The sequence below is a fragment of the Catalinimonas alkaloidigena genome (assembly GCF_029504655.1).
GTDB lineage: Bacteria > Bacteroidota > Bacteroidia > Cytophagales > Cyclobacteriaceae > Catalinimonas > Catalinimonas alkaloidigena.
In genome coordinates this window covers 7,356,554-7,370,096 of sequence record NZ_JAQFIL010000001.1, presented here as the reverse complement: position 1 = coordinate 7,370,096, position 13,543 = coordinate 7,356,554, and the positions used below count along the sequence as shown (strand labels likewise).

The following is a 13,543-nucleotide window of genomic DNA, read 5'->3' as shown; positions in this document are numbered from 1 at the left end:
CTAAGATTTCACTTGCTCACTAATTTTTCCAAATCTTCTTTCTCTTTGCTGATAGGCAAATATTGCTTCGTGTAAATGTTCTCTTCTGAAATCAGGCCAAAGTACCGGGGTTACATATAGCTCAGTATAGGCTATTTGCCAAAGCAGAAAATTACTAACCCGCATCTCTCCACTGGTACGAATCAACAATGAGGGATCGGGAATATCCTTTGTACTGAGCAGGCTTTCCCACAGTGTAATATTCACTTCCGAAGCTTTAAGCTCATTATTCTCAACCATTTGAGCGATTTGCTGTGCAGCTTGCATTATTTCCCAACGCCCACTGTAATTAAGCGCCAATATTAATGTTAAACCTGTGTTGCCGCTAGTAAGTTCGATTGCTTCTTTTAATTTACCATTGCATCCCGCAGGCAAACTTTCTATATCTCCAATTGCTGTCAGACGCACATTATTTTTCATCAGTGTATTTACTTCGCTGTTGATAGTAGATACTAATAATTGCATCAGGGCCTCTACCTCCAGCTTAGGCCGTCCCCAGTTTTCGGTAGAAAATGCATATAAAGTTAAGTACTGCACACCCAACTCTGCACACCCTTCAGTCACCTCTCTGACAGCCTCAATAGCATTTCGGTGACCAAACACCCTGGCTGCTCCTTTCTTTTTTGCCCAACGACCATTGCCGTCCATAATAACGGCAATATGTTCTGGCAAATTGTTTTGGTCTAATTTATCTTTCATGCGATCTCTGTGCAAATTAGGCCGCAAGTTACAAAATTACGCCATTTTTTTCTACGGATGATGCACCTAATTGAACATATATGGGCAGGGGATAGTATAAAAGGTATAACTAAGGCTTATACCCAGGAAATAGTACCAATCCTTATCGTAATGGTTACCATATTCATAGTTTTTCACGTTCAGATCTGCTCCTGAGATATTATCCACATAATCAAAAAACGTTTTTCTAATACCGCCTTCAATCCCCAGTTGCCATTTGGGGTCAATTATATATTTGAAGCCTAAACCGAAGGGGACAACCAGTTGGACATTACTAAACTCTTCAGTCTGTTCTACATCCCCCTGCCCAAAGAAAGCGACGCCTGCTCCTAAAAAAAAGTATGGTGTCCATCGTAGTATCTTAGGGTTTTCTTTATAATTAAGAAAGTGGTATTCCACTACTGAGGATAGCTCTACCACTCCCTTACTAAAGCTGGTATCTCTTGCCTGTGCTAAGGCATCAAATGGGACGTTATCATCACCATACAGCCACCCACCAGTAAAACCTGCTCTAAGGCTAATGGCTTCATTTATATTTCTTCTGTAGAAGAGAGTTGCTCCTGGCTGAAAATTTCTCACCTTGATATTTCTTGCCAGATCACCTGTATAATTAAAGGCTCCTAATCCAAGACCCACCTCATTCTTTTGTCCATAACTACAATATGCGCACAGAAGAAACATGCATACCAGCAATATCACTCTGCTTTTTTGGACTTTCTGAACTATATACTGATCAGCGTAAAACAATTTATCTGCTTTTTTTATACTTATTCAACCTAATAACTCAGGAAGCAAGTGGTTTGGTATACACGAATATATAAAAGTAATAAAAAAGGGTTACTGCCTTGTCACTGTAACCCTATCTTTGCGCTTTGAATTTTCTTATCTCGGTCTAAACCCGCTTCTTGTAAATGGGCTGGGGCCTATCATAAAGACGGCGCGTATTGTTGTAGTGATAAAAATGTCGCTATCATTGGGATCACCCCGTTTGGCTCCCGGCTGCCCATACCCCCGAAGATGGACATACTCTTGACCATCAGCACCTGTATAGGCAGGAAGGTTATTAGTATTAATAAATTCGCTGTCCACTAAAGCATCAAACCTATTTTCACCTGATATAGCATCTACAGGTTCTAGAGAGCGGTCAGACATAATCTTGGCAAGATCACTGCCTAAGGTTCCCTTATCTACATAGTCTGTGCTAACATCATCCAGATAATCGGTGAATAGGAAACGATAGCCTACTTCTGCTTCCAGATCAAGTACCTGGCTTACTCTAAACCTGACCCCGGCTCCCACTGGAATGCTGAAATTAAAGTTGCTATAACTCTTTCCTTCTGTCCGTAAGTCTTTCAGAGATACCCATTCTCCTGCCTGCGGCGGGACCAGGGTTTCTCCGGGATGTAAAACCGCCTCGCTGGGCACCAGCCCTTTTGGATTATGGTGGAAAGCAGATACTCCGGCAAAAATATAAGGGGTAAAGTTCAGGCGCATTATCACTGAATAGGGATTAGCAAAGATATCGTAAACTCCTACTATAGAAAGTTCCTTGATATCATTTCTGAATTGCAGATTTCTTGCGTAACGATAAATGGCCTGATCATCGCCAGGGTCGGCCACCTCATAATCATTGCTGCTCAGTCGGCCATACATAAACCCTGCTCTTAACGAAATAGTAGAGCCGAGCCTTACACTGGAAGAAATACCTATGCCTGGCCTGGTATATGATATATCAGTACTTAGAATGCCTGACTTTGGCGCGATGTCACCAAAATAGTTTAGCGCGTTGATAGAAGCCCCCAGGGTGATATATTGCTTCGCATTTGCAAAAGCTAGCTTACTTCCACGAAACTGAGATACTCTACTGTTTTGGTTACGGTATTGTCTTTTTCTACGTCTGTCTTGAGCATCTGCTTCCTGAGCTAGCGCAAAAAGTAAAATAAATACTATGCAGGTTAGTTTATAAATTTTATGCATTTGAATATGCTTTATGGCCTGATCCAAAAATAAACTGTTATTTACAGTAAAAAAAACTGAAGGCAGATTCTATAAAAATCAATTCCTTACATCAAGCCCCCAATTGAGCTTTTGCCGTAATGTATGTAAAAAGTTGTTGTCGCTGAACTTAACTAATTTTACTTTAAAATCACTTTTTTGCAGTACTAACTCTGTTGAGGTACTAATTGTATATGAGCGTGAATCTAAAGATAATAAAAAGTTTTCACTCCTACTTTCTACCTTTAATCTGATAATACTATCATCCGATACAACTAAGGGGCGTACTGTCAGGTTATGGGGGCTTACCGGTGTAATGATCAGGTTACTGGAATGAGGAGAAACCACTGGTCCACCACAACTTAGCGAATAGCCGGTAGAACCTGTAGGAGTAGACACAATTAATCCATCTGCCCAGTAAGAAGTTAAGAACATATCATCTACATAAGCATGCACAATGATCATAGCCGAAGTGTCCTTCTTAATTACTGTAAACTCGTTGAGCGCAAAATTTAACCCATCGGCAATAGATGCCTGAGAATCCACGCTAATCAAGGCACGATAGTCATTATAATATTCCTGACGAAATAGTAGTTCTACGGCTTCTTCAATATTATCCTGAGCAACCGTGGCCAAAAAGCCTAATCTACCGGTATTTACACCTAAAATAGGGACCTCACTATTACCTACATGGGTAACAGTTTCCAGGAGGGTGCCATCCCCACCTATGCTTATTGTATAATTGACTTTTGAAGGAACTCCTCTCTGACTTTCATACACCTTACATGCGGACAGGTCAATTTCACTATGCTTAAGAAGATCATAAAAAATGTCCGACACATGAATTTCTACCTGCTTGCTACTTAGGGCTTTCAGTAAACGTTGAATATAGGGAAGGCTATCTTGGCTCACTTTTCTTCCATGAATGGCAATTCTCATAGATTAGGTTTGTTCGTGTAGAACCAAAGATAACAATTAGCTTTTTAGATGCTCAGGTATTTCATTAATGCATCAAGTCTTTCCTTTTCATAAGACACCATGCTTTCTTCCTGTATTACTCTTACAATTTGATAGTTAAACCTCTTAAGCGTAGCTATGATATGTGATACATTCTTCTTGTCCAGTTTAAATGTCACACTTACTACACTATTATCGTCCGGGTCATTAGAAAGAAAACATCCTACTACTTTGGTATTTTCAGCTTCTATTAATCTTGTAATTTCTGCAAGGGAATAATCAATCTGCTTAAGGGAAATTTCTATGATACTCCCTGGTGACTGAACAGCGATAGTCTTGGCAAAACCCTGTACCACATCTTCCGCTGTAATTACCCCCAAAAATATATCTTCAGTTTCCAGTACCGCAACCAGTCCATTCTGACACTCACTGGCAACTTTCACGACTTCATAGAAATGTTGTTCCTGATAAATTGTACAGCTGTTATTAACCAAGGGATACGCTCCCAAAGTAGGCTTATCATAAAGGTCATCATATAGTGAGTCTTCATGTATAAAGCCACGGAAATGGCCTTCTTCCAAGACAGGAAGCATGGCTACGTGGAGATCGTCCATTAATGATGAAGCACGTGCTATATCATCACTAACGTTCAATGACGGAATAATAGGGTTTATCAGGTCTTTAGCAATCATACTAATGTTTTTTCTTCTAAAAACTCTTCTAAAATTGCATTGAACTTTTCGGGTTGTTCCATCATAGGAGCATGGCAACACTTGTCAATAAACCTTAACTTTGAATTAGGAATCAGCCGGTTAAAGTCATGGGCTACCAAAGGAGGAGTAATGGTGTCATTTAACCCCCAAACCAAAAGAGTTGGCACTGTAATTTTATGTAAATCATTTGCCAGATTATGTCGTTGAGCTGACTTAGCAATACCTACTATTGCCATGCACTTGGGAATGCTAGTGGTGGTTTCAAAAACTTCATCAATGTATTCTTTAGTTACGGTGGAAGGGTCATAAAAGGTATACTCTACTCTCTCTTTGATATATGCATAGCTGCCTCTTTTGGGAAACGAGCCTCCCATAGAATTTTCAAACAAGCCTGAGCTTCCGGTAAGGACCAGCCTATCCACTTTTTCCTGATTATTAATCGTATAAATCAGGGCGATATGTCCACCCAGCGAATTGCCCATGATGGTCATATTGTGAAGGTTCATTTCATCAATAAACCTTTCCAGAAAATGTGTAAGTCCTATTACTCCTTCTTTTCTGGAAGATCTCTCGTACACGGGTAGCAATGGGATCATCACCCGATAATTTTTTGAGAACTTGTTTACTACATCATCCCAGTTACTAAGAGCGCCAAACAGACCGTGAAGCAATAACATAACTTCTCCTTCTCCTTCGTCCAGATATTTGAACCCGTTCTTATTGTGTATTGTAAATGCCATGAATTGACAGTTTATAAATTTACCTTATAAGTAAATCAGAATTTTTAAGTTATAACATTAAATGTAACAAAGATATTCACCCATGTAATAATAACGATAAGCTGATCACTAGTGTTAACATTTCCTTATAATTGTGTGAATTACCATTCAATTTCTGCGAATATCTGTTGTATAGAATCAATTACCTCTGCTACCATAGGTGACCACTCCCCAAGATGTTGAAATATATAAGGCGCCACCTGTTTTACATTCACATAAAGCATGCTTTCATCATCTATCGGCAATTCTACCCTTGCATTGTCCATGACCCACAAGATAATGCTAATGCCTAATGCCCACTTTAACATGCCCAGCAGCGCCCCTCCAATGCCATCAACGAAGCCAATAGGAGTGAGGTCAATAATGAGTTTCACTAACCTTCCGGCCAGTGAAATAGCAAGCACGATAGTGATAAATATAAGAAAAAAAGCAAATACAGGCAGTAGCTCTGTTTGAGTATTCAAGGTACGGGAAAGAAAGTCCATACCCTCTGGCAACCATTGGATAGCACCAATAACACCTGCTACAAGAGCGAAGATCCCTACTACTTCTCTAAGCAAGCCTTTTTGAAACCCGCGATAGGCTCCCGCCAGCAGGATCACCAGTATTACAAAATCCCAGATACTCAATAGATTATTTATTTAACAGCTGTTTTACCAGTTGTGATATTTGTTTACCCTCTGCACGACCTGCCAGTTCCTGGGTAGCTCTTCCCATTACCTTGCCCATGTCTTGCATTCCGCTAGCTCCCTCATCAGCAATGATTTTTTCCAATGCTAGCTTTAGCTCTTCCTCTGACATTTGTTGTGGAAGGTAGCGCTCAATAACCTCCAGTTCAACTTTTTCCTTGTTTGCCAGATCTTCTCTGTTCTGGGCGGCAAAAGTATCCAGCGATTCTTTCCTTTGCTTTGCGGCTTTAGTCAGAAGCTTCAGCTCATCTGCTTCAGAAAGCTCTTTACTGCCTCCTTTCTCCGTCTCTGCCAGTAGTATCATAGATTTGATACTTCTAAGGGTGCGCAGTGCATCCTGGTCTTTAGCCCGCATCGCCTCCTTTATATCTTGATCAATTCTTGACTTCAAACTCATGTATAATCAATTTGTATTGACAATATTTTTTTAAATTGAGGGCAATTTACATAAATCAGCTACAATGACGAAGCTTAGTGTTAATATCAACAAGATAGCCACGCTTAGAAATTCCCGAGGAGGGAATAACCCGGATGTTGTTCAGGTAGCACTGGATGCAGAGCGTTTTGGTGCTCAGGGCATTACTGTGCATCCCCGTCCCGATGAGCGGCACATTCGCAGAAGTGATGTCTTTGCACTCAAGAAAGCAATAAGTACGGAATTTAATATTGAAGGCTACCCTGATGAACGCTATATGAATATCATTGCGGAAGCCCGTCCAGCTCAGGCTACCCTTGTACCTGACCCTCCTGAAGTGCTTACTTCAAATGCAGGATGGGACACTTATAAGGAAAAAGACTTCTTGGTAGAAGTGATCCGCGAGCTTAAAAGCTTTGGGGTACGTACTTCAATTTTTGTTGATCCTGACCCCAAGATGGTTGAAGGGGCCGCAATTATTGGATGTGACCGGGTAGAATTATATACAGAAAGCTATGCGCGTAAATATCACAAAGATAAAGAAGAGGCTGTTACTCTTTATGTAGCTGCAGCGGACAAAGCCCGCTCACTTGGGTTAGAAATTAATGCAGGGCATGACCTGGATTTAGACAATCTCAAATATCTAAAAGAGAGGATCCCCTATTTAGATGAGGTATCTATTGGTCATGCCCTGATTTGCGATGCACTTTATTATGGATTGGAAAACACCATCCAACTCTATCTAAAACAACTGGTCTAATTTTTTTTTAAGCTCAATTGCCATTTCCAGGCATCTTTAAGCGCATCCGCTAAGGATAATTCAGTTTTCCATCTGAGTTCAACATTAGCATGGCTTACATCGGCATAAACTTTTTCCACATCACCAGCTCTTCTGGCTCCGATGGAATAATTAAGCTTTATGTTATTTACCTCTTCAAAGGTATTAATTACATCAAGCACTGTGCTGCCCTGACCAGTACCTATGTTAAACACATCATAGGAGTTTTCTTCTGACTTGCTTCCCAGATATTGTAGCGCACTCACATGAGCTTTTGCCAAATCCACTACATGGATATAGTCTCTAAGACACGTGCCATCATGTGTATCGTAATCATCACCAAAAACAGTAAGCTTTTCGCGGATTCCAGCAGCTGTCTGGGTTACAAAAGGGACCAGGTTATTAGGAACACCCAAAGGGAGTTCCCCTATTTCAGCAGAAGGATGCGCTCCAATAGGATTAAAATACCTCAAAGCAATTACTTTAATCGGCACTCCACTATTTACGGTATCTTCTAAAATCTCTTCGCAAATTTGCTTGGTATTTCCATAGGGAGATTCAGCAGGCTTTTTAGGGCTTTTCTCAGTTACTGGTAATGTATCCGGCTGACCATAAACAGTGCATGATGAGGAAAAAACAATATGAGGAATGTGATGCTCCTTCATTAATTCCATTAAAGTAAGCAAACTATCCAGGTTATTCCGATAATATTTCAAGGGTTGGTTTACTGATTCTCCTACCGCTTTATATGCAGCAAAATGAATAATTCCTGAAATCCCTCTTTCCTGAGCAATGACCCTCTCCATAAACTCCTTATTTCCACTATCGCCCTCATAAAGTTTTACTTTGGCACCCAGGATTGTCTCTATACCCTTGATAGAAGACTTCTCCGCATTGACAAAGTTATCTACTATAATTGGTTCATAGCCAGCGTGGAAAAGCTCTACTACTGTATGAGAGCCGATATAACCAGCTCCCCCCGTAACTATGACCTTAGTGGCAGTTCCAGGCATTACAGATCAGTTTTATTTGCATAGAAATCAAAAGTAATCTTCAGCCCTTCAGAGCGAGATACTTTTGGTTCCCAGCCCAAAATTTCTTTTGCTTTAGTAATGTCGGGCTGACGCTGCATAGGATCATCTTGGGGAAGGGGCTTATAAACAATTTTTTGCTGCGTACCGGTCAGCTTGATAATTTCTTCCGCGAAGTCTTTGATAGAAATCTCATCGGGATTACCAATATTTACCGGGTATGGATAGTCACTCAGCAACAAGCGATAAATGCCTTCCACCAAATCATCTACATAGCAAAAAGAACGTGTTTGAGAACCATCTCCAAATACTGTCAGGTCCTCTCCTCGTAGCGCCTGACCTAGAAAAGCAGGTAATGCTCGCCCATCATTTAATCGCATTCTGGGTCCGTAAGTATTAAAAATTCTGATAATTCTGGTCTCCAGCTTATGGTAAGTATGATAAGCCATGGTTATCGCCTCTTGAAAACGTTTGGCTTCATCATATACCCCACGAGGACCAATAGGATTTACATTTCCCCAATACTCTTCTTTCTGAGGATGTACTGTGGGGTCACCATATACTTCTGAAGTAGATGCTACAAGGATTCTAGCTTTTTTTGCTCTCGCTAAACCTAAACAATTATGTGTCCCTAATGAGCCGACCTTCAAAGTCTGAATAGGCATTTTCAGGTAGTCTATTGGGCTTGCGGGAGAAGCAAAATGCAAAATATAATCCAGCTCGCCGGGAACATGTACATAGTTAGATATATCACAATGGAAAAACTCAAAGTCTTCCCGATGCATCAGGTGCTCAATGTTCTTAAGGTTACCAGTTATTAAGTTATCCATTGCGATCACATAATAACCTTCTTTAAGGAAACGGTCGCAAAGGTGGGAGCCGAGAAAACCGGCTCCGCCTGTAATGAGTATTCTTTTTTTAGCCATTTATATCTTTTCTACCTATACTATAATATGAATATCCTAATTCAGCCATTGCTTCGGGCTCATAGAGATTTCTTCCATCAAAAATCACTTTGCTTTTTGTGATAGATGCTAATTTTTCAAAATCAGGTGTTCTGAAAATCGGCCACTCTGTCATTACAAAAATAGCGTCTACATCCTCTGCCGCGTGGTATTCATCTACACAATACTCAATCTTATCTCCTACAATTGCCCTAACATTTTTCATCCCCTCAGGATCATAAGCTTTTACCTTAGCTCCTGCAGCTAACAAAGCATCTATGTTATACAATGCCGGAGCCTCTCTGATATCATCCGTATAGGGTTTAAATGAAAGCCCCCACATAGCAAATGTTTTTCCCTTCAAATCCCCCTTAAAATGTTTGTTTGCCTTTTCTATCAGACGTGTTTTCTGCCCATGGTTAATATCCATCACCGCGTTCAAAATCTTAAAGTCATAAGAAGCCTCACTTGATGATTTGGCAAGCGCCTGTACATCTTTAGGAAAGCAACTCCCCCCATAGCCTATGCCTGCAAACAGAAAACGCCTTCCTATTCTGGTATCGGTACCGATACCTTTTCTTACCATATCCACATCAGCGCCCAGTTTCTCACAAAGATTAGCAATCTCATTCATAAAGGTAATCTTAGTAGCCAAAAATGAATTTGCCGCATATTTTGTAAGCTCCGCAGAGGCTTCATCCATAAAAATCACCGGGTTACCTTGTCTTACCAAAGGGGCGTATAATTTACCCATAATCTCTTGGGCCTTTGGAGATTTAGTACCAATTACTACACGGTCAGGCTTCATAAAGTCGTCTACCGCCACGCCTTCTCTTAGAAATTCAGGGTTAGATACTACATCAAATTCCACTTTAGCATTTTCAGCAATCTTGGCGCGTACTTTTTCGGCAGTTCCTACCGGCACCGTACTTTTATCCACAATTACTGCGTATTCTTCCAGGATAGATCCCAGGTCTTCAGCGACCTTTAGTACATATTTCAGGTCCGCAGAGCCATCTTCACCGGGAGGAGTAGGCAAAGCCAAAAATATTATTTTAGCCCCTTCTATCCCTTCTTTAAGATCAGTAGTGAAGTGCAACCTCCCCTGATGAACATTTCTCTCAAAGAGAGTTTCCAAACCAGGCTCGTAGATAGGGACTTCGCCATTTTTTAGTTTGGCTACTTTTTTTTCATCTATATCAACACAGCTTACAGTATTTCCTGTTTCAGCGAAACAAGTTCCTGTCACCAGGCCGACATAGCCAGTTCCAACTACTGCTATCTTCATATTATGAGAATTTTAAGTGGATTAATTTATTGTTCAAAAATAAATTTTATTAAGAAATAATACCATAAAAGTAATATTACTTTTGTTTTATTTTGATTTCTGCAAAATACTGTTTAGAAAAATGAAAACGAAATAGAACTACAACAGTCTCTGAGTCGTTACAAAAATGTCGCCATTAAGCCCAAAGTAGATATAATTTTATCACTTTCATTTGATGGAAAGAAATCAATCCGTATTTTTGCGGTCTTTATTCGGAAATAATAAAAATATTGCCTTATGATTACAGTAAATGTTAAAGAAAACGAATCTATAGAAAAAGCACTTAAGCGATTCAAGAAAAAATTTGAAAAAACCGGTACGCTGAAAGAAGTTCGCTCCAGAACTCATTATGAGAAACCTTCTGTACAAAAGAGAAATGAGAGACTTAAAGCTGCTTACAGACAAAAAATGAGATCTCAAGAAAATATATAGGCTTTCATTGCCTAATTTTTTAATCTTTTCTTTATTATAGTGACAACACATTGATCGCTATACTTATTTTTTATGATTGAATCCTTCATTAAGTTTCTCACTTACGAGAAACGAATGAGTTCACATACTATCAATGCCTACAGTAATGATCTGATTCAGTTTAACAATTTCCTGAAGCATCATTCTCCTGGGATATCGATAGTTCACGCTAGCCATCTTGATATAAGAGCGTGGATTGTAGACTTATCCAACAAAAAAAATAAAGCTCGTTCTATCAACCGTAAGGTGAGTACGCTCAGGTCTTTTTATAAATTCCTTCAACATCGTCGTCATATCAAGCTCAACCCGACACATAAGGTAAAAGCCTTGAAAGCAAATTATCCCCTACCACATTTCGTGCAGGTCAAGGAGATTTTTACGCTCTTAGATGATCACGGTTTCACACATGATTTCCCTGCTTTCCGAGACCGTTTGATGCTGGAGCTACTTTATGGTACGGGTATCCGCCTATCTGAAATGATAAATCTACAGACTTCTAACATTTCTTTTGAAAAAGGGACTATTAAAGTAGAAGGTAAGCGACAAAAAGAGAGAATTATTCCTTGTCACAAAAGTTTGACAAAGCTGATAACGGACTATCTACAAGCCAAGAAAACTTTTTTTAAAGAGAGTGAGGCCTTTGATCACTATTTATTAGTGACAAATAGTGGAGATCCTTGTTATCCAATGATGGTATACCGTACTGTAAGAAAGTATCTGGATCAGTATGCTCATTCCGATAAGCGGAGCCCTCATGTGATGAGGCATACTTTTGCAACTCATTTATTAGATAATGGCGCAGATTTGAATGCCATTAAAGATTTGCTGGGACATGCCTCTTTGGCAGCTACCCAGGTTTATACACACAATTCTATGGAAAAGCTGAAGTCAGTATTTGACCAGGCTCATCCAAAAGCATAGTTAGTTTTTTTTTAAATTTTGAAACCTATGAAATTACAAACGCATTCCGTCCACTTCGACGCAGACCAGAAACTCATTGATTTCATCCAGAAAAAAGCCAATAAGCTGGAGACTTTTTATGACAGGATCATTGATGGAGAAGTCTTTCTTAAGTTAGAGAATGGAGAAGCGACTGATAATAAAATCGTGGAAATAAAGTTGAATATTCCTGGAAATCAACTTTTTGTTAAAGAGCAGGAAAGTTCCTTTGAAGCTGCTACTGATAAAGCAGTGGGAGCACTAAAAAAGCAGCTGCTAAAGCATAAAGACAAGCTTTCTTCTCATTAAAAAAACTGATATAGGTTAAAAAAAAGGATTCAGCGTACTGAATCCTTTTTTTAAGCAATCTAGATTTTTAATTACTAAGCTAGGCCAAACGCGCTCTTAACTTTATCTACATAATCAAGCTTTTCCCATCCAAAGAAATCTACCTCTTTCTTCTCTTTTTTGATGTAGGTTTCTTTTACATCTCCATCTTCTTTAACCTCCATGTACTCTACATCTACAAAGTCCTTGAATGACTCTCTTCCCATATGTCCGTAGGCTGCGGTACTTGAAAAGATAGGGTTCTTAAGTCCCAGGCGTTCTACTATAGCTTTGGGGCGCATATCAAATAAAGTTCGGGTAATCTTAGCAATCTCCGCGTCGCTCATATTTACCTTAGCTTTTCCATAGGTATCTACAGTAAGCGATACGGGCTCTGCTACCCCTATAGCGTAGGCTACCTGTACCAAGACTTCTTCAGCTACACCCGCAGCTACCAGGTTCTTGGCTATGTGACGGGCCGCATAAGCTGCACTGCGGTCTACTTTACTGGAGTCCTTTCCTGAGAAAGCGCCTCCACCGTGTGCACCTCTGCCGCCATAAGTATCTACAATAATTTTTCTTCCGGTAAGGCCTGCATCACCATGTGGACCGCCAATCACGAAATTACCAGTAGGGTTGATATGGAAAATAGTGTCCTGTAGCATTTCAGCAGGGATCACTTTCTTTACAACATGCTTGATAACATCTTCGCGGATGCGAGCGAGCATTTTATCCTGAGCGGCTGCCTTGGCCTGCTTACTGTCATTTTCAGGGAGGACAAACTCATCATGTTGGGTAGAGACTACTACAGTATGTACTCTGATAGGCGTTTTTTCATCTGAATATTCAATGGTCACCTGTGCTTTAGCATCTGGCCTGAGGTAAGGGATGAGTTCAGGCTCTTCCTTTCTGATACGTGCCAGTTCATGCACTAGACGGTGAGAATATGCCAAAGCCATTGGCATATATTCGGGAGTTTCTCTAGAAGCATAGCCAAACATCATTCCCTGATCACCTGCACCTTGTTCTTTATCGTCTCCTTCGTCAACACCCTGCGCGATGTCAGGCGACTGACTGTGTAAAGTCACCATCACACCACAGGAGTTTGACTCAAACATATAATTATCTTTGTTGTAACCAATCTTACGAATAGTCTCCCTTACCACATCGGGAATCTCTACATATGCGTTTGTAGTGACTTCTCCCCCTACTACTACCAAACCTGTAGTTACGAAAGTTTCACAAGCTACCCGGGAGTTAGGATCCTGGGATAACATAGCATCTAGAATAGCATCTGATATTTGGTCCGCAACTTTATCCGGGTGACCTTCAGAAACTGATTCTGAAGTAAATAGATAAGACATAAAAAAAATTTTATTTATTAATGTACAACTTTTGCAA

Annotated in this window: 16 protein-coding genes; 4 read left to right on the top strand and 12 right to left on the bottom strand. The window is 40.1% G+C overall.

The window, feature by feature from the left end; all coding sequences use genetic code 11:
- The 8 genes from OKW21_RS29995 to OKW21_RS29960 form a co-directional block, all read right to left on the bottom strand.
- Positions 1 to 738, bottom strand: a complete 738-nt coding sequence (locus OKW21_RS29995) for an isoprenyl transferase (protein WP_277486978.1) — start codon at positions 736 to 738, stop codon at positions 1 to 3.
- A 66-nt stretch (positions 739 to 804) separates the two neighbouring features.
- Positions 805 to 1,458, bottom strand: coding sequence for a type IX secretion system protein PorG (porG, locus tag OKW21_RS29990; protein ID WP_277486976.1), 654 nt, complete (start codon positions 1,456 to 1,458; stop codon positions 805 to 807).
- A 201-nt stretch (positions 1,459 to 1,659) separates the two neighbouring features.
- Positions 1,660 to 2,754: a DUF6089 family protein gene (locus tag OKW21_RS29985; RefSeq protein ID WP_277486974.1), complete on the bottom strand. Its 1,095-nt coding sequence runs from the start codon at positions 2,752 to 2,754 to the stop codon at positions 1,660 to 1,662.
- Positions 2,755 to 2,832: 78 nt separating this feature from the next.
- A complete protein-coding gene (locus OKW21_RS29980) occupies positions 2,833 to 3,711 on the bottom strand; it encodes an NAD kinase (RefSeq protein ID WP_277486971.1) in 879 nt (292 codons plus the stop codon).
- Between the two features lie 44 nt (positions 3,712 to 3,755).
- Complete coding sequence (locus OKW21_RS29975; RefSeq protein WP_277486969.1) at positions 3,756 to 4,421, bottom strand: CBS domain-containing protein; 666 nt, start codon at positions 4,419 to 4,421, stop codon at positions 3,756 to 3,758.
- Positions 4,418 to 5,182, bottom strand: a complete 765-nt coding sequence (locus tag OKW21_RS29970) for an alpha/beta fold hydrolase (protein ID WP_277486967.1) — start codon at positions 5,180 to 5,182, stop codon at positions 4,418 to 4,420. Before OKW21_RS29970 ends, OKW21_RS29975 begins: the two co-directional genes overlap by 4 nt.
- A gap of 140 nt (positions 5,183 to 5,322) precedes the next feature.
- Positions 5,323 to 5,850: a CvpA family protein gene (locus OKW21_RS29965; protein WP_277486965.1), complete on the bottom strand. Its 528-nt coding sequence runs from the start codon at positions 5,848 to 5,850 to the stop codon at positions 5,323 to 5,325.
- Positions 5,851 to 5,854: 4 nt separating this feature from the next.
- Positions 5,855 to 6,307 carry a GatB/YqeY domain-containing protein gene (locus tag OKW21_RS29960; protein WP_277486963.1) on the bottom strand — a complete coding sequence of 151 codons (453 nt, stop codon included), beginning with the start codon at positions 6,305 to 6,307 and terminating at the stop codon, positions 5,855 to 5,857.
- Positions 6,308 to 6,371: 64 nt separating this feature from the next.
- Between OKW21_RS29960 and OKW21_RS29955 the strand changes: the two genes are divergently transcribed.
- Positions 6,372 to 7,085 carry a pyridoxine 5'-phosphate synthase gene (locus OKW21_RS29955; RefSeq protein WP_277486961.1) on the top strand — a complete coding sequence of 238 codons (714 nt, stop codon included), beginning with the start codon at positions 6,372 to 6,374 and terminating at the stop codon, positions 7,083 to 7,085.
- Here OKW21_RS29955 and galE read toward each other — a convergent pair.
- From galE to OKW21_RS29940, 3 genes are read right to left on the bottom strand one after another with little or no spacing between them, the layout of a single operon-like run.
- Complete coding sequence (gene galE, locus OKW21_RS29950; protein ID WP_277486959.1) at positions 7,082 to 8,116, bottom strand: UDP-glucose 4-epimerase GalE; 1,035 nt, start codon at positions 8,114 to 8,116, stop codon at positions 7,082 to 7,084. The genes OKW21_RS29955 and galE overlap by 4 nt on opposite strands.
- Positions 8,116 to 9,060 (bottom strand): UDP-glucuronic acid decarboxylase family protein, encoded by a 945-nt coding sequence (locus OKW21_RS29945; protein WP_277486957.1) that lies wholly within the window; start codon positions 9,058 to 9,060, stop codon positions 8,116 to 8,118. The genes galE and OKW21_RS29945 overlap by 1 nt, the downstream gene beginning before the upstream one ends.
- Positions 9,053 to 10,366 carry a UDP-glucose dehydrogenase family protein gene (locus tag OKW21_RS29940; RefSeq protein WP_277486955.1) on the bottom strand — a complete coding sequence of 438 codons (1,314 nt, stop codon included), beginning with the start codon at positions 10,364 to 10,366 and terminating at the stop codon, positions 9,053 to 9,055. The genes OKW21_RS29945 and OKW21_RS29940 overlap by 8 nt, the downstream gene beginning before the upstream one ends.
- Positions 10,367 to 10,642: 276 nt before the next feature.
- Here OKW21_RS29940 and rpsU point away from each other — a divergent pair, with 276 nt between their 5' ends.
- From rpsU to hpf, 3 genes are all read left to right on the top strand, one after another.
- Positions 10,643 to 10,837 carry a 30S ribosomal protein S21 gene (rpsU, locus tag OKW21_RS29935; RefSeq protein WP_277486954.1) on the top strand — a complete coding sequence of 65 codons (195 nt, stop codon included), beginning with the start codon at positions 10,643 to 10,645 and terminating at the stop codon, positions 10,835 to 10,837.
- A gap of 72 nt (positions 10,838 to 10,909) precedes the next feature.
- Positions 10,910 to 11,797: a tyrosine-type recombinase/integrase gene (locus tag OKW21_RS29930; RefSeq protein WP_277486952.1), complete on the top strand. Its 888-nt coding sequence runs from the start codon at positions 10,910 to 10,912 to the stop codon at positions 11,795 to 11,797.
- Between the two features lie 27 nt (positions 11,798 to 11,824).
- Positions 11,825 to 12,124: a ribosome hibernation-promoting factor, HPF/YfiA family gene (hpf, locus tag OKW21_RS29925; RefSeq protein WP_277486950.1), complete on the top strand. Its 300-nt coding sequence runs from the start codon at positions 11,825 to 11,827 to the stop codon at positions 12,122 to 12,124.
- Positions 12,125 to 12,198: 74 nt separating this feature from the next.
- Here hpf and metK read toward each other — a convergent pair whose 3' ends face one another.
- Positions 12,199 to 13,506: a methionine adenosyltransferase gene (gene metK / locus OKW21_RS29920; protein WP_277486946.1), complete on the bottom strand. Its 1,308-nt coding sequence runs from the start codon at positions 13,504 to 13,506 to the stop codon at positions 12,199 to 12,201.
- Positions 13,507 to 13,543 lie beyond the last annotated feature (37 nt).